Origin of the sequence: Alistipes sp. UBA1686 (assembly GCF_002320215.1) — a bacterium.
GTDB classification, from domain to species: Bacteria; Bacteroidota; Bacteroidia; order Bacteroidales; family Rikenellaceae; genus Alistipes; species Alistipes onderdonkii.
The window spans coordinates 58,174-76,095 of the sequence record NZ_DCKA01000020.1; the positions used below are offsets into that span (position 1 = coordinate 58,174).

At 60.1% G+C, this 17,922-nt stretch carries 18 protein-coding genes and 1 pseudogene; 3 read left to right on the forward strand and 16 right to left on the reverse strand.

Translation table 11 applies throughout. From position 1 onward, the window contains the following. On the forward strand, positions 1–492 hold the full coding sequence (locus B3C38_RS09875; protein WP_055204354.1) for a single-stranded DNA-binding protein: 492 nt from the start codon (positions 1–3) through the stop codon (positions 490–492). 431 nt (positions 493–923) lie between these two features. Here B3C38_RS09875 and B3C38_RS09880 read toward each other — a convergent pair whose 3' ends face one another. From B3C38_RS09880 to B3C38_RS09935, 12 genes are all read right to left on the reverse strand, one after another. Next, positions 924–1,658, reverse strand: a complete 735-nt coding sequence (locus tag B3C38_RS09880; protein WP_055211266.1) for an SDR family NAD(P)-dependent oxidoreductase — start codon at positions 1,656–1,658, stop codon at positions 924–926. 282 nt (positions 1,659–1,940) lie between these two features. Continuing rightward, positions 1,941–2,078 (reverse strand): hypothetical protein, encoded by a 138-nt coding sequence (locus B3C38_RS09885; RefSeq protein WP_237957572.1) that lies wholly within the window; start codon positions 2,076–2,078, stop codon positions 1,941–1,943. A 10-nt stretch (positions 2,079–2,088) separates the two neighbouring features. Beyond that, positions 2,089–2,526, reverse strand: coding sequence for a deoxycytidylate deaminase (locus B3C38_RS09890; RefSeq protein ID WP_286726907.1), 438 nt, complete (start codon positions 2,524–2,526; stop codon positions 2,089–2,091). A 29-nt stretch (positions 2,527–2,555) separates the two neighbouring features. Further along, positions 2,556–3,758 carry a glycoside hydrolase family 99-like domain-containing protein gene (locus tag B3C38_RS09895; protein WP_286726909.1) on the reverse strand — a complete coding sequence of 401 codons (1,203 nt, stop codon included), beginning with the start codon at positions 3,756–3,758 and terminating at the stop codon, positions 2,556–2,558. Positions 3,759–3,794: 36 nt separating this feature from the next. Next, on the reverse strand, positions 3,795–7,088 hold the full coding sequence (secA, locus tag B3C38_RS09900; protein WP_286726911.1) for a preprotein translocase subunit SecA: 3,294 nt from the start codon (positions 7,086–7,088) through the stop codon (positions 3,795–3,797). Positions 7,089–7,237: 149 nt separating this feature from the next. After that, positions 7,238–8,203, reverse strand: a complete 966-nt coding sequence (locus tag B3C38_RS09905) for a glycosyltransferase family 2 protein (protein ID WP_286726913.1) — start codon at positions 8,201–8,203, stop codon at positions 7,238–7,240. Position 8,204: 1 nt separating this feature from the next. Then, positions 8,205–9,170: a glycosyltransferase family 2 protein gene (locus tag B3C38_RS09910; RefSeq protein WP_195664820.1), complete on the reverse strand. Its 966-nt coding sequence runs from the start codon at positions 9,168–9,170 to the stop codon at positions 8,205–8,207. Positions 9,171–9,179: 9 nt separating this feature from the next. After that, positions 9,180–10,136 carry a DUF2851 family protein gene (locus B3C38_RS09915; protein ID WP_286726916.1) on the reverse strand — a complete coding sequence of 319 codons (957 nt, stop codon included), beginning with the start codon at positions 10,134–10,136 and terminating at the stop codon, positions 9,180–9,182. 1 nt (position 10,137) lies between these two features. Further along, a complete protein-coding gene (locus B3C38_RS09920) occupies positions 10,138–10,458 on the reverse strand; it encodes a metal-sulfur cluster assembly factor (RefSeq protein WP_018695254.1) in 321 nt (106 codons plus the stop codon). A gap of 9 nt (positions 10,459–10,467) precedes the next feature. Next, a complete protein-coding gene (locus B3C38_RS09925) occupies positions 10,468–10,887 on the reverse strand; it encodes a SufE family protein (protein ID WP_018695255.1) in 420 nt (139 codons plus the stop codon). Between the two features lie 18 nt (positions 10,888–10,905). Beyond that, positions 10,906–12,471: an alkaline phosphatase family protein gene (locus B3C38_RS09930; protein WP_286726920.1), complete on the reverse strand. Its 1,566-nt coding sequence runs from the start codon at positions 12,469–12,471 to the stop codon at positions 10,906–10,908. 25 nt (positions 12,472–12,496) lie between these two features. Next, complete coding sequence (locus B3C38_RS09935) at positions 12,497–13,462, reverse strand: GSCFA domain-containing protein (protein WP_286726922.1); 966 nt, start codon at positions 13,460–13,462, stop codon at positions 12,497–12,499. Positions 13,463–13,495: 33 nt separating this feature from the next. On the opposite strand from B3C38_RS09935, the gene ispE reads away from it, so the two are divergent. After that, a complete protein-coding gene (gene ispE / locus B3C38_RS09940; RefSeq protein ID WP_055211252.1) occupies positions 13,496–14,308 on the forward strand; it encodes a 4-(cytidine 5'-diphospho)-2-C-methyl-D-erythritol kinase in 813 nt (270 codons plus the stop codon). 164 nt (positions 14,309–14,472) lie between these two features. On the opposite strand, the gene B3C38_RS09945 is transcribed toward ispE, so the two are convergent. Together B3C38_RS09945 and B3C38_RS09950 are read right to left on the reverse strand one after the other, a co-directional pair. Then, complete coding sequence (locus tag B3C38_RS09945; RefSeq protein WP_286726926.1) at positions 14,473–15,564, reverse strand: DUF3667 domain-containing protein; 1,092 nt, start codon at positions 15,562–15,564, stop codon at positions 14,473–14,475. 213 nt (positions 15,565–15,777) lie between these two features. Continuing rightward, on the reverse strand, positions 15,778–16,239 hold the full coding sequence (locus B3C38_RS09950; RefSeq protein ID WP_286726928.1) for an RpiB/LacA/LacB family sugar-phosphate isomerase: 462 nt from the start codon (positions 16,237–16,239) through the stop codon (positions 15,778–15,780). Between the two features lie 102 nt (positions 16,240–16,341). On the opposite strand from B3C38_RS09950, the pseudogene B3C38_RS09955 reads away from it, so the two are divergent. After that, positions 16,342–16,704 (forward strand): annotated as a pseudogene (locus B3C38_RS09955) (YbaN family protein); the annotation flags it as partial. Positions 16,705–16,856: 152 nt separating this feature from the next. Here B3C38_RS09955 and B3C38_RS09960 read toward each other — a convergent pair. Continuing rightward, positions 16,857–17,465 carry a DUF4377 domain-containing protein gene (locus tag B3C38_RS09960; RefSeq protein ID WP_286726929.1) on the reverse strand — a complete coding sequence of 203 codons (609 nt, stop codon included), beginning with the start codon at positions 17,463–17,465 and terminating at the stop codon, positions 16,857–16,859. Positions 17,466–17,574: 109 nt separating this feature from the next. Further along, the gene (locus tag B3C38_RS09965; protein ID WP_018695263.1) at positions 17,575–17,892 is read right to left on the reverse strand and encodes a hypothetical protein; all 318 of its coding nucleotides are present in this window, start codon (positions 17,890–17,892) and stop codon (positions 17,575–17,577) included. Positions 17,893–17,922: the final 30 nt, after the last annotated feature.

Sequence of the window (17,922 nt, forward strand, 5' to 3'; positions counted from 1 at the left end):
ATGGTAAACAAAGTGATTCTGGTGGGCAACGTGGGTATAGACCCCGAAGTCCGCACCACCGAGAGCGGCGTGAAGGTCGCCCGCATCCGCCTGGCGACGACCGAGCGCTTGTTCGACCGTCAGGCCAACGAGGCCAAGGAGCATACCGAGTGGCACACCATCACGCTGTGGCGCGGCCTTGCCGACGTGGTCGACAGATATGTCCGTAAGGGGACGCAGATCTATGTCGAGGGGCGCCTGCGTACCCGCGAGTGGATGGACAAGGACAACAACAAACGTTATACGACCGAGATCATGGCCGACGTGATGAACCTGTTGGGGCGGCGCAGTGACAACCCGGCTTCGGACAGTGCCTCTTCGGGGTACGGTTCGCAGCAGCAGGCCCCGGCTTACGGAGGACAACCTGCTGCGGGCGGTTTCCAGCAGCCTGCGGCGCAGCAACCCGCGGCGCCGGCCGTTCCGGCGGACGATCCCGACGACTTGCCGTTCTGAGGGTTTCGGAAAGAATGGGCTGTCTAACCAGTCCCGAAAATCGAAAATCACCCCTGCCAGAGTTTATTCTGACAGGGGTGAAATCGTTAAAATTAGACTTGTTAGACAACCTTTTTCGTGTCATTCGATTATGTGTCGAACCGTGCTTCCTCCCGCCCGTATCACGCGGGTGCGTCGGAAGGTTCCCGGTTTGGTCGGGTAATCTGTCTCGTACTTGTCGCCATGACCCGGGGGCTATGTGGCAGGCCGGTGCGGCGATGGCGTCCGGAGCGATAGGTTTTTCACGGTGGGGCGGTCTGTGGCGGAAATGATGCGATGGGCGGCAGGCTGTTTGATTTGCACAACCGTTCGCCGTTAACACGGCCTATTGCCATTAGCGACCTGTTGCCGTTTGACCCGTTGCTGTCTGCACGGCCTGGGGCTGTTTGCGGTCACTCGTTTTTGCGGATGTTGAGCCGCTCCCACAGCCATTCGGGGATCAGTTTCCAGAAAAATACCATGACCGCGTAGCGGCGGTCGATGACCACTCTGCGGCGCCGGCGTTTCAATACCCGCATGATGCGTGCAGCGACCTTTTCGGTCTTCATCAGCATCGGGTAGTGCCCGTCGCCTGCCAGCAACGGGGTGGCGACGAAACCCGGGCGGATGTCCGTAAAGCGGATGCCGAGTTTTTCCATGTGCGCGAGCTGCGCCAGCGCGTCGATATAGGTGTTCTGCATGCGCTTGGTAGCCGAGTAGGCCGGGGCGCTGCCGAGTCCCTTCGTGCCTGCGATCGAACTGATGACGGCCAGGTGCCCGCCTCCGTTGGCCCGGAAATAGCCGAAAGCCGCCGTAACCATGCGCACGAACCCTTCACCGTTGGTGCGCAGGGTGTCGAGTTCGATCTCCGGCAGCAGGCCGGTGTTCCGCTTGCCGATGCCCGAGCAATGCAGGTAGATGTCCATGCCACCCAGCTTGTCGATCAGGCGGGCGAGCTGTCCGGGTGCGTCGTCGCGCGTGATGTCCAGCGGTTCGGTCTCAACCTGTTCGGGGGCTGTGGCGCGGAGTGCCTCGAGCGCCTCTTCACGCCTTCCTGCTGCGCCTACGCGCCATCCTTCGCGGATGCACAATTTCGCCACTTCGAGCCCTATGCCTGATGTGGCGCCTACGATGACGATACGTTTCATACCGGTCGGTTTTAGATGATTCACCTTTTAAAGATAAAGGCTTTATTCGGGAAATGCAAATAACTCTCCGTTGCGCATCCGGGAATGAGGAAAGTAAAAAAGAACCGTGATTCGGCTCTTTTCCTGTCGTTTTCCCTTTTTTCTCTTTTCGGGCGCCTCCTTATGCGTGCGGGGTTCAGCAAGCAACAGCCGTTTTTCCGTGTCGGACAGGCACGAGGAGGCACGTCGCAGCAGGAAATGCGTGGTTTGGTGCTCATTCACCGAAACGTAGGCCTGTACGAATTACCAGCCCCGGCCGACCATGTAGTTGAGCGCCTCAATGCTTGCAGGGTGCTGTGCGGAAGGCTCCTGACCCCGCGAGGAGATGAGCCCGCCGGATATGCAGGGCAGGGTGGTGAGCAACAGGGGTATCCGTTTCACAGGCCGGATGTCAGCGTTCGTCGATTTCGCGCTGTATGCATTCGATGCCGACCTTGCGCAGCAGGTCGAGCCCCTCTTCCGAGCGGTACTTCTCGCAGTAAACCACTCGCTTGATACCTGCCTGGATGATGAGTTTCGAACATTCGATGCAGGGCGCCGCGGTGATGTAGAGCGTCGAGCCGTCGCAGTTGTTGGCGCTTTTGGCGACCTTCGTGATGGCGTTCGCTTCGGCATGGAGTACGTAGGGTTTGGTCTTGCCGGTCTCGTCCTCGCAGACATTCTCGAAGCCCGAGGGCGTGCCGTTGTAACCGTCGGAAATGATCATCTTGTCCTTGACGATCAGCGCCCCGACCTTGCGTCGTACGCAGTACGAATTTTCAGCCCAGATGCGGGCCATGCGCAGGTAACGCATGTCCAGCTGGCGTTGTTTTTCCTCGTTGTAACCCATAATCCGTTCTCCTCCTCCGTGCGGGAGGCTTATTGCATGTCGATGAATACCTTTTTGACGGCTTCGAGATACCCGTACCCGAATACGTTGCAGGGCATCAGGTAGCTGGTCTCCGTCCATTCGTTCCAGCTGTTGACCGTAATCAGCGGTGCCCGGTCGGGATGCGCGTCGATGTACTCACGCGCCATGCGGAGCCCCTTGGCGAAATTTTCCGGCGTGTTGTTCTTCACCACGGCACTGTGCCCCGTGCGGGGGCTGTTGTCCCAGCCGACGCTGATATGCGGGTAGTAGGTGAAATCGTACGTGGCGTCGATCCTCGCCCATTCGTCGCGCACCTGCTCCAGGATGGCCAGGTAGTCCTGGTCGACGTTGGCGAAATGCGCAAACTGGTAGTGCGTGGTGCCGGTGAATCCCAGCGTCCTGATAAAATCGTTCTCCGGGTTTTCGGTTTTGCCGCCATCGAACCCGCTGTAATTGAGGTTGATCGACCACATGGCAAACTGGAGTTCCAGCCCCGGGAATCCGGCTTTCTTCACCTCCTTCTTGAACCATTTCAGGGCATCGGCCGTCTGCTCCACGCCGCCCAGTCCCGCGATCAGTTGCGGCAGGTCGTAAACCATGAAGACCGGCTTGCCGTCGATCTTGTAGTATTGCGGGTGCTTGAAATACTTTTCGATGTTTCGCCGGCATATCTTTTCGAACTCCTCGCGGTCGACCTTTCCCGTCCAGATCACATTCTGCTCGTGTACGCGCGCCAGGCGCGTATCCCAGTGGTTGAGTACGTCGTGGTTGGCCCACATGAGGTAAAACCGCATTTTGTCCACGTTGCCGGCCTTCAGGAACCCGTTGTCGAGCGTGGTCTCCATGAAAGGCCGTCCGTCGTACCAGTACCAGTCGAAAATAAAGACGTTCACGCCGTGACGGGTCGCCTGGTCGATCTCCATCGACATCACCGCCGGGTCGGCTTCGTTGACATAGCCCCACAGCGGTTTGCGATCCCAGTAGTGCCCCGGATTGCGTTGCTGCATGGTCATGACGGTTTCCCATTCCCCGATCCCCATCGGCCAGAAAGGCCGCAGGCGCGGGTCGTCCGATGCATAGGCGGGGTAGACATAGGCCGCCACGTCGTATTGCTTCGGGGCTTTGCCTTGCTGTTGCGCAGCTGCGCGGCCCGCCCCGCAGGCAAGGCAGAATGCCGCGGCTGTTATGCTGTATTTTATCAGGGTTTTCACCGTACGGGCGAACTTGTTTGCAGGTGGTTAAATTGGTTAAATTCCTTTTCCGTGGCACTGCTTGTATTTCTTGCCGCTTCCGCAGGGGCACGGGTCGTTGCGGCCGACCTTCTTCTCGACATGCAGGGGCATTGGTTTCTGTTTGTCCTGCTGCCCGGCCTGAGCCGCAGCCTGCATGCGCGAGGCCTGCAACTTGTTGACGTCGACTTTGGCACGCTCCTGACGCTCCCGCTGTACGGCCTCGGCGTTCTGGTCGCGCACCGGGATGTAGGCTTTGTTGAGGATGGCCAGCACGTCGCGGTTGACCTTGACGATCATCTTTGAGAACAGCCCGAACGATTCGAACTTGTAGATCAGCAGCGGGTCTTTCTGCTCGTAGGTGGCATTCTGCACGCTCTGGCGCAGGTCGTCCATCTCGCGCAGGTGCTCGCGCCATGCGTCGTCGATCGAGGTGAACATCACCACCTTCGAGAATACCCTGAAGATCTCCGCCCCGTCCGAATTCTTGCATTTCAGCAGGTTTACCGGGACGTTGTAACCCAGGTGGCCGTCAGTGATCGGGAAATAGATGTTCGAATCCAGCTGCTCTTTCCGATCCTCGTAGATGCGCTCCATCACGGGGCGTACCGTGTCGGCCACGGATTTCGCGCGGCGTGCATAGGCATCCTTGAGGTCTTTTACGATCAGTTCGGCCAGCTCGGCAGGTTTCGCCGAGCCGTAGGTCGCCTCGTCGAACGAGGGCTCGATGGCCACTTCGCGGATCAGCTCGAACCGGAAATCCTCGAATTCGATGCCGCGGTTGACCTCCACGAAGTTGTCCGCGTAGTCGTACATGATGTTGTTCAGGTCGATTTCGATCCGCTCGCCGTAGAGCGCGTGGCGGCGGCGCGTGTAGATCACCTCGCGCTGCGAGTTCATCACGTCGTCGTACTCCAGCAGGCGTTTGCGGATTCCGAAGTTGTTCTCCTCGACCTTCTTCTGGGCGCGCTCGATGGCCCGCGTCATCATGCCGGCCTGAATCACCTCGCCCTCTTTCAGCCCCATGCGGTCCATCATCGAGGCGATGCGGCCCGACCCGAACAGGCGCATCAGGTCGTCTTCGAGCGATACGAAGAACTGCGACGATCCGGGGTCGCCCTGACGTCCGGCACGTCCGCGCAGCTGGCGGTCGACGCGGCGGCTTTCGTGGCGTTCGGTGCCGATGATCGCAAGACCCCCGGCTGCCTTGACCTCGGGCGTCAGTTTGATGTCGGTACCACGGCCGGCCATGTTGGTGGCGATGGTCACCTGTCCCGAGCGGCCCGCCTCGGCCACGACCTGCGCCTCCAGTTGGTGCTGCTTGGCATTGAGGACGTTATGCTTGATGCCGCGGAGCTTGAGCATGCGGCTCAGCAACTCCGAAATCTCGACCGAGGTGGTGCCCACCAGTACGGGGCGTCCCGCCTCGACCAGCTTCACGATCTCCTCGATCACGGCGTTGTATTTCTCACGCTTGGTCTTGTAAATCAAATCCTGGCGGTCGTCGCGGATCACCGGGCGGTTCGTCGGGATCACCACGACGTCGAGTTTGTAGATGCTCCAGAACTCCGAAGCCTCGGTTTCGGCCGTACCGGTCATACCGGCCAGCTTGTGGTACATGCGGAAATAGTTCTGCAGCGTGATCGTTGCGAAGGTCTGCGTCGCAGCCTCGACCTTCACGTGCTCCTTGGCCTCGATGGCCTGGTGCAGGCCGTCCGAATAGCGGCGCCCGTCGAGGATACGCCCCGTCTGTTCGTCGACGATCTTCACCTTGTTGTCCATCACCACGTATTCGACGTCTTTCTCGAACATGGCGAAGGCTTTCAGCAGCTGGTGGATCGTGTGCACGCGCTCCGACTTGATCGAATAGTCGTTGACCACCTGGTCGCGCTTCTGCGCACGCTCCTCGTCCGAGAGGTTGCTCTTCTCCAGCTCGGCCACCTCGGCGCCGATGTCGGGCAGCACGAAGAACCCGTCCTCGTTGAAATATTTCGACAGCGCCTCGTGTCCCTTATCGGTCAGTTCCACCGAATTGAGTTTTTCGTCGATGACGAAGAACAGGTCGTCGGTGATCTCCGGCATACGGCGGTTGTTGTCCTGCATGTAGGTGTTCTCGGTCTTCTGCATCAGTGCCTTGACGCCCGTTTCCGAGAGGTATTTGATCAGCGGCTTGTACTTGGGCAGGCCCTTGTGGGCACGGTAGAGCTTCACGCCGCCCTCGTTGTTCTTGCCCTCCGAGATAAGCCGGCGTGCCTCGGCCAGCAGGCCCGTCACGAGGTTTTTCTGCAGGTTGTAGAGATGGTCGATGGCCGGGCAGTACTGCTCGAAGAGCTGGTCGTCGCCTTTGGGTACCGGGCCGGAGATGATGAGCGGCGTACGGGCGTCGTCGATCAGCACCGAGTCGACCTCGTCGACGATGGCGAAGTGGTGCTTGCGCTGCACCAGATCGGCCGGCGACGAGGCCATGTTGTCACGCAGGTAGTCGAAGCCGTATTCGTTGTTCGTACCGAACGTGATGTCGGCCATGTATGCCTTGCGGCGGGCGTCGGAGTTGGGCTGCGTGTCGTCGATGCAGGCTACCGAAAGCCCGTGGAACTGGTACATCGGGCCCATCCACTCCGAGTCTCGCTTGGCCAGGTAGTTGTTCACCGTGACCAGGTGCACGCCCTTCTTGGCCAGTGCGTTGAGGAATACGGGGAGCGTCGCCACGAGTGTCTTTCCTTCACCCGTCGCCATCTCGGCGATCTTGCCCTTGTGGAGCACCACGCCGCCGAACAGCTGTACGTCGTAATGGATCATGTCCCATTTCAGGTCGTTGCCGCCCGCCATCCAGTGGTTGGCGTAGATGGCCTTATCGCCCTCGATACGGACGAAGTCCTTCTCGGCGGCCAGATCCCGGTCGAAATCGTTGGCCGTGACGACCACCTCGTCGTTCTGCGCGAAGCGGCGTGCCGTATCCTTCATGATGGCGAAGGCTTCGGGCAGTATCTCGTCGAGTTTCTCCTCGATCTTCTCGTCGATGCGTTTGGTCGTCTCGTCGATCTGCTTCGAGATACGCTCCTTCTCCTCCAGCGAGGTTTCGGGCAGTTCAAGCTTGGCCTTCAGTTCCACGATGTCGGCCTCGTCCCGGGCGATGAAATCGGCGATCTGTTTCTTCAGCGCTTCGCTCCTGTCACGCAGTTCGTCGTTCGAAAGGGCTTCTATCGAAGGGTATACCGCCTTGATCTTCTCGAGGTAAGGCTCGATCTGCTTGCGGTCTTTGTCGGCTTTCGAGCCGAAGAAAAGTTTGATTAAACTTGCAACTATTTCCATATGTGATTTCAGTTATTTCGGGGTTGTGTACGTAAATCTTACAAAAGTAATGATTTCTTTCAAAACCACAAAATATTGCGGCGGGGACATCACTCCCCGCCGCAATATTTTTTCATCTGCGGAACTGCCGTCCCGGCAATAGTTTGCAGTTATTTTTGGCGCTTGTGCAGCTTGTAGTAGAGGACGTACAGGCCCGGCAGGCGGTTTATCAGGAAATGCCGGAAGTCCCGGCGGCGGAATTGGAGCGGCATGATGCCTTGCCGGCGGGCTTCCCGGAGCATTTCGCGGGCGTTGCCGAGTTGCCTCACCACGGTCTGTTTGCATGCCAGGCTTAGGGTCTTGCCCACATGCAGGCGCATCAGGCGGGCGCCTGAGGGGTCTTCCGTCCCGATGCGGGAGGCGAAACAGGTCAGGCTTTTCATGGCGCGTACGAGGTCTAAGCGACTTTGCGGCTTGTAATTGCCCATGAACGAATCGCTGCGTTGCAGGTAGTTGTAAACCCGGACGGGGAGGTATTGGATCCGCCGTGCGTAATACAATGCGCGGGGTGTGAACTCTTCGTCCTCGTGCCAGATCGGGGTCATCCGCAGCGAGTTGGCGTCGAGCATCTCCCGCGAGTAGAGGTAGGCGTATACCATCGGCAGGAACCGGTCGCGTTGCAGGAAATCGACTCCGCGCTGCACGTCGGAGCCGTTGCCTGCGGAAATCCCGTCGCTCCAGAGTGGAACGTCGTTGCCGTTTTCGTCGATTCCCGCTATTTCGAAGCACAGCATGTCGAGCCCTCCGCACTCCATGGTTTCCACCAGGTGCCCGAGGACATTCGGTTCGAGGTAATCGTCTGCGTCGAGATACATGACGTACCTGCCCGCGGCGCGGTCGGTGCCGTAGTTGCGCGTGCGGCTCAGCCCCTCGTTGGGTTTGGTATATACATGTACGTTGGGGTGCCCCTGCGCCGCCTTTTCGGCGGTTGCGAGCGACCCGTCCGTCGACCCGTCGTCGATGACCAGAATTTCGTACTCCTCGGGAGATAAATCCTGCCCGAGGGCCGAAGCGATGCATTTCCCGATCAGTTTTTCGAGGTTGTACAACGGGATTATGATGCTGACTTTTTTCATATCACCGGAGTTCGAGCCACAGCAGGCGTTTCCTGATTTTTACGGTCCAAGAGGGATAGAAACATTTGCAGGCGAGCTTGTAACGGTAAACCAGCCGTTTGCGCAGCAGTTTCGGATCGTAGGCCCTGCGTTCGGAGTTTGCGCGGTAGAGTCGTTTGAGCAGGCCGCGGTAGGTCGTAAGTTCGTCGCGCCGCAGTGTCCCGACCCGGAGGTTCATCTGCGTGTATATCCGCGATTCCTCGTCGGTGAGCGTCATGCCGAGGGTTGTGCGCAGCAGATCCCGCTGGATAGCTTGCGCGCTGAGGGTTTGCCGGTCTAACTGGCTGGTCGAAAGTTGGTTTTCCCACCTGCGGTAGAACGAGAGGTGTTCCGGGATGTTGGCCATGCGCATGTGCCCGGAAAGTTCCGCCCAGAACAGGTAGTCTTCCGCCATGGTCGCCCGGAACCGGACGCCCGAGCGCAGGAAGGCCCCGCGGCGCATCATGACCCCCGACATTGCGAACGGGCAGCCGAAAAGCATCTGGATCCGGATTCCTTCGTGCGTGATGGGATCCTGGATCTTCTGTTCCCGGGCATCGTCCGGCCCGAACATCGTATAGTAACTGCCGCACAGGTCGATCTGCGGGTGCTGTCCGAAGAATGCTGTCTGGCGGGCGAAACGTTCCGGCGAACAGCGGTCGTCGGCATCCATGAACGTAATGAAACTCCCGCGCGCTGTCTCCAGCCCCCGGTTGCGGGTATAGGCGGCGCCGTGGTTCGCGTCGTTGCGCATCAGGACGATCCGTGCGTCTTGCGCGGCATAACGGCTTGCGATATCGTACGAGGAGTCCGTCGAGGCGTCGTCGATAACGATCAGCTCGAAATCCCCGACGGTTTGTCCGAGGATGTTGCCGATGCTTTCGCCGACGAATCGCTCTGCGTTGTAGAGTGGCATGATGACGCTTATGAGGGGGGATTGCTTTTCCATCGTTGCCTGTTATTCGGTTGAACTTATGCTTTGCAGGATGCGCCGTCCGACGGGGCATTCCGTACAGCGTTTTGCAGGACAGTATTCCGTGGCGAGTTGCAGCAGCGCCTGCGATTCGAACGCGTTGCGGATCATAACGCCCGTGTTGCGCCAGTTGCGCATGTAACGGTTGTCCTCGGCTGGCAGGCGTTCGAGCAGCGTGAGGGCGCTGTCGCGCAGCGTTTCGCGCCCGGTGACGCTGCCGTAGGCGAATTGCAGGACGGAAACGAGGTTGATGCCGATGATATTGGCCTTGAACGCGCCCAGCCGCTTGGGGTGTTCGTCGCTTGCGATCCCCGGGATGTGGTGCGTGCGCCAGTAGTCCGACGCTTCGATGCAGAACAGCCGCCGGATGTCCTCTTCCGTGCGGCATGACATGGCGCGTTCCATTACGAATTCGTCCTGTATGAAGAACTCCGCCGCCTGCGCCAGACGCAGTACGGGATGGTTGGCGGGGCGAACTTCGTCCAGTTCCCAGACTCCGGCCTCCAGCGGTTCGATGTCGTATTTGGCCGCCAGGTATTCGAAGTCGCGCGCCAGGTCGAGCGTGTACGCGTCGTGCGGATAGAGCGTCAGCAGCCCCGAAGCCCCGAAGAACATGGCTTCGACGGCCCGCGGCGCCAGCCGTTCGCGCAGGACGACCTTGTAGGGGACGCGGCGTGCCAGCGAGAGGTACGCTTCCTGGTTCCGGCGGTCGCCCAGCGTGCGGAAATAGAGCAGGTAGAAGGTCTGGTTCCAGTTCTCGGAAGCCTCTTCCCGCAGGGCGTCGACCATGCGTATCTTGCGTTCCAACCGGCTGAAGAGCAGTGCCGTGCATATTTCGCTGCGCTGGAGGGAGCTCAGCCCGGCGAGGTACCCGCCGCAGGCGTACGTCCCGGCCCCGGCCTGCAGCCGGTTCAGCATCCGATGCTCCTGCTCCGCGCCCATGTCAGAACATGTTGAGTTCGAGCAGCGCCTCCTCCGACATCATGCTCTTGTCCCATACGGGGTCGAACGTGAGGATGACATTCACCGCCTTTACGCCGTCGACCTTGGCAACCTGCTGGTTGACATCCTCCACGAGCATGTCGGCCATGGGGCAGTTGGGCGCCGTGAGGGTCATGCGGATGTTCGCCACGCCGTCGGGCGTGTAGTCTATTTCGTAGATCAATCCCAGGTCGTAGATGTTGACCGGGATTTCGGGATCGTATATGTTCTTGAGCGTAAGGACTATGTCCTTCTCTACCTTCAGTATGTCTTCGGGTGTCATGGCTGTCTGTTATTTTTCGCTTTTGCTTGCGAACGCGAGCGCATAGAGCCGCATCTGTTTGACCATCGACAGCAGGCCGTTCGAGCGCGTGGGCGAGAGGTTGGCGCTCAGGCCGATGGCGTCGATGAAATAGAGGTCGGTGTCGAGGATCTCCTGCGGCGTGCGCCCGTTCAGCACGCGTATCAATAACGCGATGATGCCCTTGGTTATTATGGCGTCGCTGTCGGCGGCATAGTAGACCTTGCCGTCCTCCAGGCGTGCGTCTACCCACACGCGCGACTGGCAGCCGTCGATCAGGTATTGTTCCGTGCGGTGCTCGGCTGCGATGGCCGGGAGCGAGTCGCTCAGGCCGATGAGGTAGTCGTATTTGTCGAGCCAGTCGTCGAATACCGAGAACTCCCCGATGATCTCCTCCTGTATCTTGTCCATATCTTTTGCTTTAAATCCTTACAAATCTATTATTTCCGGCAGTACTTCGCCTTCCGATGCCGCAGGCTCGGTGATCTCCAGCATACGTGCCACGGTCGGAGCCACGGCTGTCATGTCCACGCGGCGCTTTATGCGCTGCGGCCCGACGCCGACGCCGTAGAATACCAGCGGCACCTGCGTGTCGTAGCCGTACATCGACCCCGACGACGACCAGCAGCGCTCCTGTTCCTCGATCCAGCCGGGCATCAGGTTCAGGATGACGTCGCCCGAACGGCGGGGGTAGAAGCTGTTCTGCATCTTGCGGGCATAGCCGCTCCCGAAGTAGCTCGTACGCATGGCCGTCGCCGAGAGAGCGTGCGATACGCCCCGGAACTGCATGGCGAAGATCGCCACCTCGTTCTGTACCTCGGCCAGGTCGAGCCCCCGCTCGTAGATCAGGTTGTGGTTCAGGTAGACGCATTTGTCCTCGTACTCCAGCACCCAGTCGCCCATGCCGTAGCGGACGTTGAGGAAGCCGTTGACGATCACCTCGAACTGGCGGGTGTTGAACCGGTCGCTCTCTTCGTGCCCCGTGTCGAAAGAAGGGCTGGTGCCGTGGTCGGAGGTGAAGACGACGAGCACCTCGCCGTTTCTGACCTGGGCGAAGACGAAGGTCAGGAAATCGGCCAGGTCGCGATCCAGGCGGTAGTACATGTCCTCGACCTCGACCGACTCGGGGCCGTAGGCCTCGCTGATGCGGCGCGGCGTGTCGAGGCAGATGTTCAGCAGGTCGGGCGTCGCGTCGTCGCCGAGTTTGAACTGGGCGATGGCCTGCTTGGCAAAGCCCAGCACGGCGGTGTTGCCCGCCGGAGTGTAGAGTATTTTGTCGTAGTCCGACGTGAGTTTCAGGCGCCCTTCGCCCGGCTCGTCTTTGTCTTTCCTGCTTTTGCCCGTGAGAACGATGTCCCAGTTGCGGGTGTTGAGGTAGCGTCCCTTTTCGTAGAGCGTGCGCCACTCGGGGGCGATGTATGAGAGGTTGTAGCGTTCGCGGTTGCTGCGGGCGACCCATTCGGGTACTTCGGGGGCGTAATAGGGCGACGTTTCCCAGCCGCAGCGCGCCGAATCGAGCCAGAAGGCCTCGCCGCCGTGCCCGGCCATGATGACCGCCGACATCGCCTCGGTGGCAACCGAGACGGCTTTGGCTCCGGGCTCGTGTTGCAGGAGCGCCTCGGCGAGAGTCGGGGCTATCAGGTTGTAGGGCCCCGGGCCCTTGCGCCCGGCGATCAGTTCCACGGCGTCGTTTTCGACGTAGTCGCGCCAGCGGGCGCCGATTACGCCGTGCGTCGAAGGCATGGCGCCCGTGGTGAGCGTGGCGAGCGATACGGGCGTCGTGGTCTGCTGGTAGTCGTAGCGGCTGTCGGCGAAGACCGTGCCCCCGTCCAGCAGTCGCCTGAGCCCGCCTTCGCCGTAGTTGCCGGCATACCGGCCGAGGTCTTCGGCGCGCATCGAGCCTACGACGATGTTGACGACCAGGCGGGGGCGTGCCGCCGCGGCTTCGAATGCCGCCAGGGCGGCTATGGCGAGTAAAATGATCCTGTGCTTCATTGCGTGTGTGTAATTGGCCGCAAATTTACGAATTTATTTCGATACATCTGCGGAAATATTCCTCCTCGGCCTGAAAATCGACCTGCGGCAGTGCCGCGATCTCTTCTATCCTGCGGCGGCAGAACTCCCGGTAGGCCTCGCTGCGGGGGTTGCGGGGACGGTGCGCCGCCGCGACGACGATGTGCCGCACGTCGGGGAGCAGGCGTCGTGCCTCGTCCGAGAGCACTGCGGGGATGAATTTTTCCCAGACGTATTGTATGGCCTGCGCCGAGGGGTGCACCAGGTCGTCGGCGTAGAAACGGTAGTCGCGCAGGTCGTCGTTGAGCACTTCGTAGGCCGGGAAGTAGTGGACGGCGGCGTGCGCCGCGGCCAGCTCTTCGGCTGCCAGGCGGAGCGCGGCCTTGCTCACGGCGTTGCCCTCCAGCCCGTCGCCGAGGTGCCGCACGGGGCTGACTGTGAGGATGACCTCTTTCCCGGCGAGCGGCCCGGCGAGCAGGGCTGAAAATGCCCCGGTGATCTCCGCGACGCCCAGCCTGCGCCGTACGAATTCGGTCGCGGGCTGCCGGTGGCAGTTGGCCACCACCTGCCCGTTGTGTTCGTAGACCCATGCCGTGCCCAGGGTCAGCAATACCCGGTCGGCACGGCGCAGGGCTTCGGCGCCTGCCTTGCGGGCGGCGTTCATCGCAGCCAGCGCCTCGTCGGGCGACGCGGCCGAGAGAGAGCCGTGGAACCCGTAGTGGAACCACAGTTCGCCGTCGAAGTCCAGCTCGGAATGCTGTACGGGCGCCTCGTCCGCATAGCTGCGCAGCGCGGCGGCGATGGAGAGGGGGTTGAACAGGATGCCCGTGGGGTTTGTGACGATGCGGAACCGGGCTTCGGCGAGCCGTCCCGCGATGTGTTCGGCGAAGCAGGAACCGAGGGCCAGGATGCGGTTCCCGTATCCGATTTTCACCCCGAGGGGCGCAATGTCGATTTCGGTGCGGAATTTCATAGGGCAAAAGTACAAATTTTATATCTTTGCCGTATGATCCTGCATGCAAACTGCAAAATAAATCTGGGGCTGGATGTCCTGCGCCGCCGTGAGGACGGCTACCACGAGTTGTCGACCGTGATGTTCCCCGTGCGGGGACTGTACGACGTGGTCGGGGTGACGCGCACAGCCGTGCCCGGCGTGCGGTTCCTCTCCGAAGGGCTGGCGGTGGATTGCACCCCCGGGGAGAACATCTGCGTCAAGGCGTTCCTGCTGATGCGGGAGCGCTACGGCGTGGACGGCGTGGAGATACGCCTCGACAAGCGGGTGCCTTTCGGTGCCGGACTCGGGGGCGGTTCGTCCGACGGCACCGCCGTACTGCTGGCGCTCGACGGGCTTTTCGGCCTGCGGCTCTCGGAGGCGGAGCTGATCGACCTTGCCGCCGGATTGGGTAGCGACACGGCTTTTTTCGTGCGCAATACCCCGCAGCTTTGCACCGGGAGGGGCGAGATCATGGAGCCTTACCCGCTCTGCCTGGCGGGAATGACGCTCGTTGTCGTAAAACCCGACGTGGGCGTTTCGACGCGCGAGGCTTACGCAGGGGTACGTCCGCATGTGCCCGAAGTGCCCCTCGCGGAGCGCTTGCGGCGGCCTGTGGCGGAGTGGCAGGGTTTGGTGACCAACGATTTCGAACCGCATATCTTCGCGGCGCATCCTGCCATCCGCGAAGCCCGTGACAGCCTGCTTGCGGCCGGAGCGGTCTATGCCTCGATGTCGGGCAGCGGCTCGGCCGTGTTCGGACTTTTCGACGATGCGCAAAAAGCAGGGAACCTGCGGCTGCAGACCCCCTTTGTCTATACGTTGTAGTGTGGGTCAATTGCTCCGCGATCCCTGTTCTTCCGCCCTTGCCGCATCTCGGTTTTCCCTTATCCCGGGTTGTATGCCCGTCTGAACTTGCGCGCGTTTAGCAATTCGCCGCTTTCCCGGGCTACCGCTTTGCCGCATCGCCGCTTCGGGGTGCTCCCCGCAACTTACTTTCCAGGCAAGGTCTTCCCGCCGCCCTGACGACCTGCGGTGTTTCCCGCAGGGGGATTGTCCCCTGCTGCTGCGGTTTTTTCCGTTTCCGGTCTGTTTTCCGGGACATCTTTTTGTGGTTCATCTATTGTGCCTGCGGTGTCCTCCCCGTCCTTTCCGGAGCTTTTATCCGCTTCGTCCTCATGGAGGAGTCCGTCCAAGAATCCGTTCAGGATGTCGTTCAGCGCGCCTTCTCCCTGCTGCGACCCTTCGACCTGTTCTGTCCTGGCGTCCCTGTTGCGGATATTGAGCTTCTCCTTGAATTTTTCGGGGGCGACCAGATAATAGATGCCCAGCGACAGCGTCAACAAGCCCAGGGCTGCGAAAAATGCATAAACATATTGCAGTCCGTTCGCCAGCAGCGTGCGCAGGACGGCGCCTTTCTTCTTCAGCCCGAACAGTTTCCGGAATACGAATCCCGTATAGATGAAGACGGGCAGCATCTGCATGTAGAAGGAGCTGTACCACGGGATGAACAGTTCGGCAGGCAGTGCGAGGATCATCAGCGTGATTTCGAACACCGACAGGAAGATGCCTATGTAGAGGTATTCCACATATTTGAGGTCGGAGCGCCTGCGGAACACGGTTTTCATCGCCAGTGCATAGAACGGCAGCATCAGCAGCATGTTGGCCGCGGGGTGCAGCGTGGCGTAGTCGTAGTAGGAGCAGATAAGCCATCGGAACAGAGGGGAGTCGGCCCGGGCCGTAGGGGTGAACTCCTTGCCCACGAGGGCGAACACTACGGCGTAGAAGGTCGAGAGCATGAGCAGGATCGCCACCGGGTTGAAATATTTGCGGCGGTGCCCGAGGATGAACTCCGAGACCGAAACATAGGGGTGTATCAGGATCGCCAGCCATGTCATCACGGCGCCCTTGCGCATGTTGATGCCCCGCAGGCCGTACGCTTCGTCGCCGATGAAGGTCGAAGAGATGCTGTCCGCCAGCGACGCCCAGGTCAGCCGGTCGGTCGTCGTGCGTTGTCCGCATGCCGGACAGTAGTTGTGGTCGATTTCGTGGCCGCAGTTGCGGCAGAGTTGGTGTTTGGGCATGTTTGTTTTGTTATGCTGCTTCCCGGGAGCTGTGCCCCGGGAGGGGTGCCGTGCCGCAACGCTGTCCGCAGTACGGGCAATAAGCCGTACTGACCGTGCGCCCGCAGTCGGGACATACGATTTCCTTTATCCGTCGGGGATGTTTGGGACCGGTCATTGCCCGACCTGGCATGCGACGGGCGCGGAATAATCCGCGCCCGCAGGTTTTGTCCCTTATTTTGCCGCATCCCCGGCTGCGCCGCAAGGGATCGCCATCCTTTCGATGCGGTGTTCGTGGCGTCCGCCTTCGAACTGGGCTGCGAAATATGCGTCGAGCATCGCCACGGCTTCGTCGTTGGTGATAAAACGCGCCGGGAAGACGATGATGTTGGCATTGTTGTGGCGGCGGATGAGCGACGCGATTTCGGGCTCCCAGGCCAGGCCGGCGCGGATGCCCTGGTGCTTGTTGAGGGTCATCGTCATCCCTTCGCCCGAGCCGCAGAGGGCGATGCCGCGTTCGAGTTCGCCGTTTTCGATCGCCTCGGCCAGCGGATGCGCGAAGTCTGCATAGTCGACGCTGTCGGGCGAATGCGTACCGAAATCGAGCACCTCGTAACCCATGGCGTCGAGGTAACCTACCAGAAATTCTTTCATTTCATAGCCTGCGTGGTCGCTGGCAATACCTATTTTAATCATCGTATTTTGGTTTTGTATCGTATTCCGTTTCTATTCTACAAATATAAGGAAAAATAACCGTCGCCGTGCTTCCGGCTCCCGAATTTGTGCTATTTTTGCCCCATGAAAATTCTTCTCGTCGTATTGGGATGCATCTCGTGCGTGCTGGGCATCGTCGGCATATTCGTCCCCCTGCTGCCTACCACGCCGTTCCTGTTGCTATCGGCGGCCTTTTGGGTGCGTTCTTCGCCCCGGCTTTACGGCTGGCTGCTCGAACACCCCTGTTTCGGCGAGTATGTACGGAACTTCCGCGAAAATCGCGCCATACCGCTCCGTGCCAAGATCATTTCCCTGACGCTCATGTGGGGGACGATGCTTTACTGCATTTTCGCGCTGCTTACCGCCTGGTGGTGGGCGCAGGCGGCCCTGCTTGCCGTCGCCATTGGCGTGACGTGGCATATCCTTTCGTTCGCCACCCTGAAAAAGGGGGGCTGGTGCAGGAAGACCCCGAAGGGGAATAACCTCCGCCGCAAGGGGTGGAAACGCGGCTGAAGGGGGCTCACGAGAGTGGAACGATTGCCCGCATGAAAAAACGACCCGAAAGGGTCGTTTTTGTTTTCAGGACGTTTCTCCGCATTTTAATCCTCTGCAGGCAGCCTGTCCATGTCGAGCATCGAGTAGCAGACGGTGTAATAGCCCTCGGGGCTGTCCGGAGCCGGGATTACCGAAGTCCCGATGCGGAGCCGGTAGACGTATCCCGGTTCGTATTCGAACCCTTCGATGCGGAACGGCCATGGCTGCCATTCGTTCAGCCCGGACTCAGGGAACCGTACGCCCAGAAACCGCTGTCCCCGGTAATTCATCGGCTGCGGAGCGACCTCCATCGTGAAAGCCGGGAAGAACCGCTCGGGGATGACCGAGGTCGCCGGGGCTTTTGAAATTTGCTCCAGCAGGGTGTAGCGGATCGAAGAGCCGTCCTGGGGCGTGTCGGGCAGTTGTTCGGCCTTTATGCGGAGCCGGTATTCGTAACCCGCCTCGAAATCGAATCCCTCGATGCCCTGATATACGGCACGCCACGACGTGTCGTCGTTGGCCTTGACGAGCAGTACGGGCTGCAACGTACTCGCCCCGTGGGCGATGCCCAGTTGCGAGGCGACCGTCCATTCGCGGATTTCATATTCGTCGTCCTTATCGCAGGCCGTGCATACGCAGGCCGCCAGCAGGAGCGTCAGTATATATCTTTTCATCTCTGTCGTTTTTCCGTTCGTTTCCTTTTTATAAACGGAGAAATTGCCTGATACTGCATGCTATAGGTAAAAAAACGGATGCCGTCCCGTTTTTTTTCGGCCGGATGCCTCAGGCCAGGTATTTTTCCGCGGCGCTGATCAGGAACCCGAACAGCAGGGCGTTGAACAGCACCACCGGGATGGCTTTGCGCTCCTTGCCCGAGAAGGTGAAGAGTACGGGGAGCATCAGCATCAGCGTGACGGCCATGCCGTCCGCCCACCAAGGCAGGTAGGGCAGGTTGCTGTAAAAGACGATGACCGCCGCAAAGAAGTAGATGAAGAATGCCGACAGGCACGAACGCAACGGCAGCCGCTGGAAAATCATCGGGATGATGTCCAGTGTCCCTGCGACGGCGCCGACGGCCAGCGATAAGGTGAAATGATCCATTTTCAGGGTTCGGTTTATGCGTTATGCGGC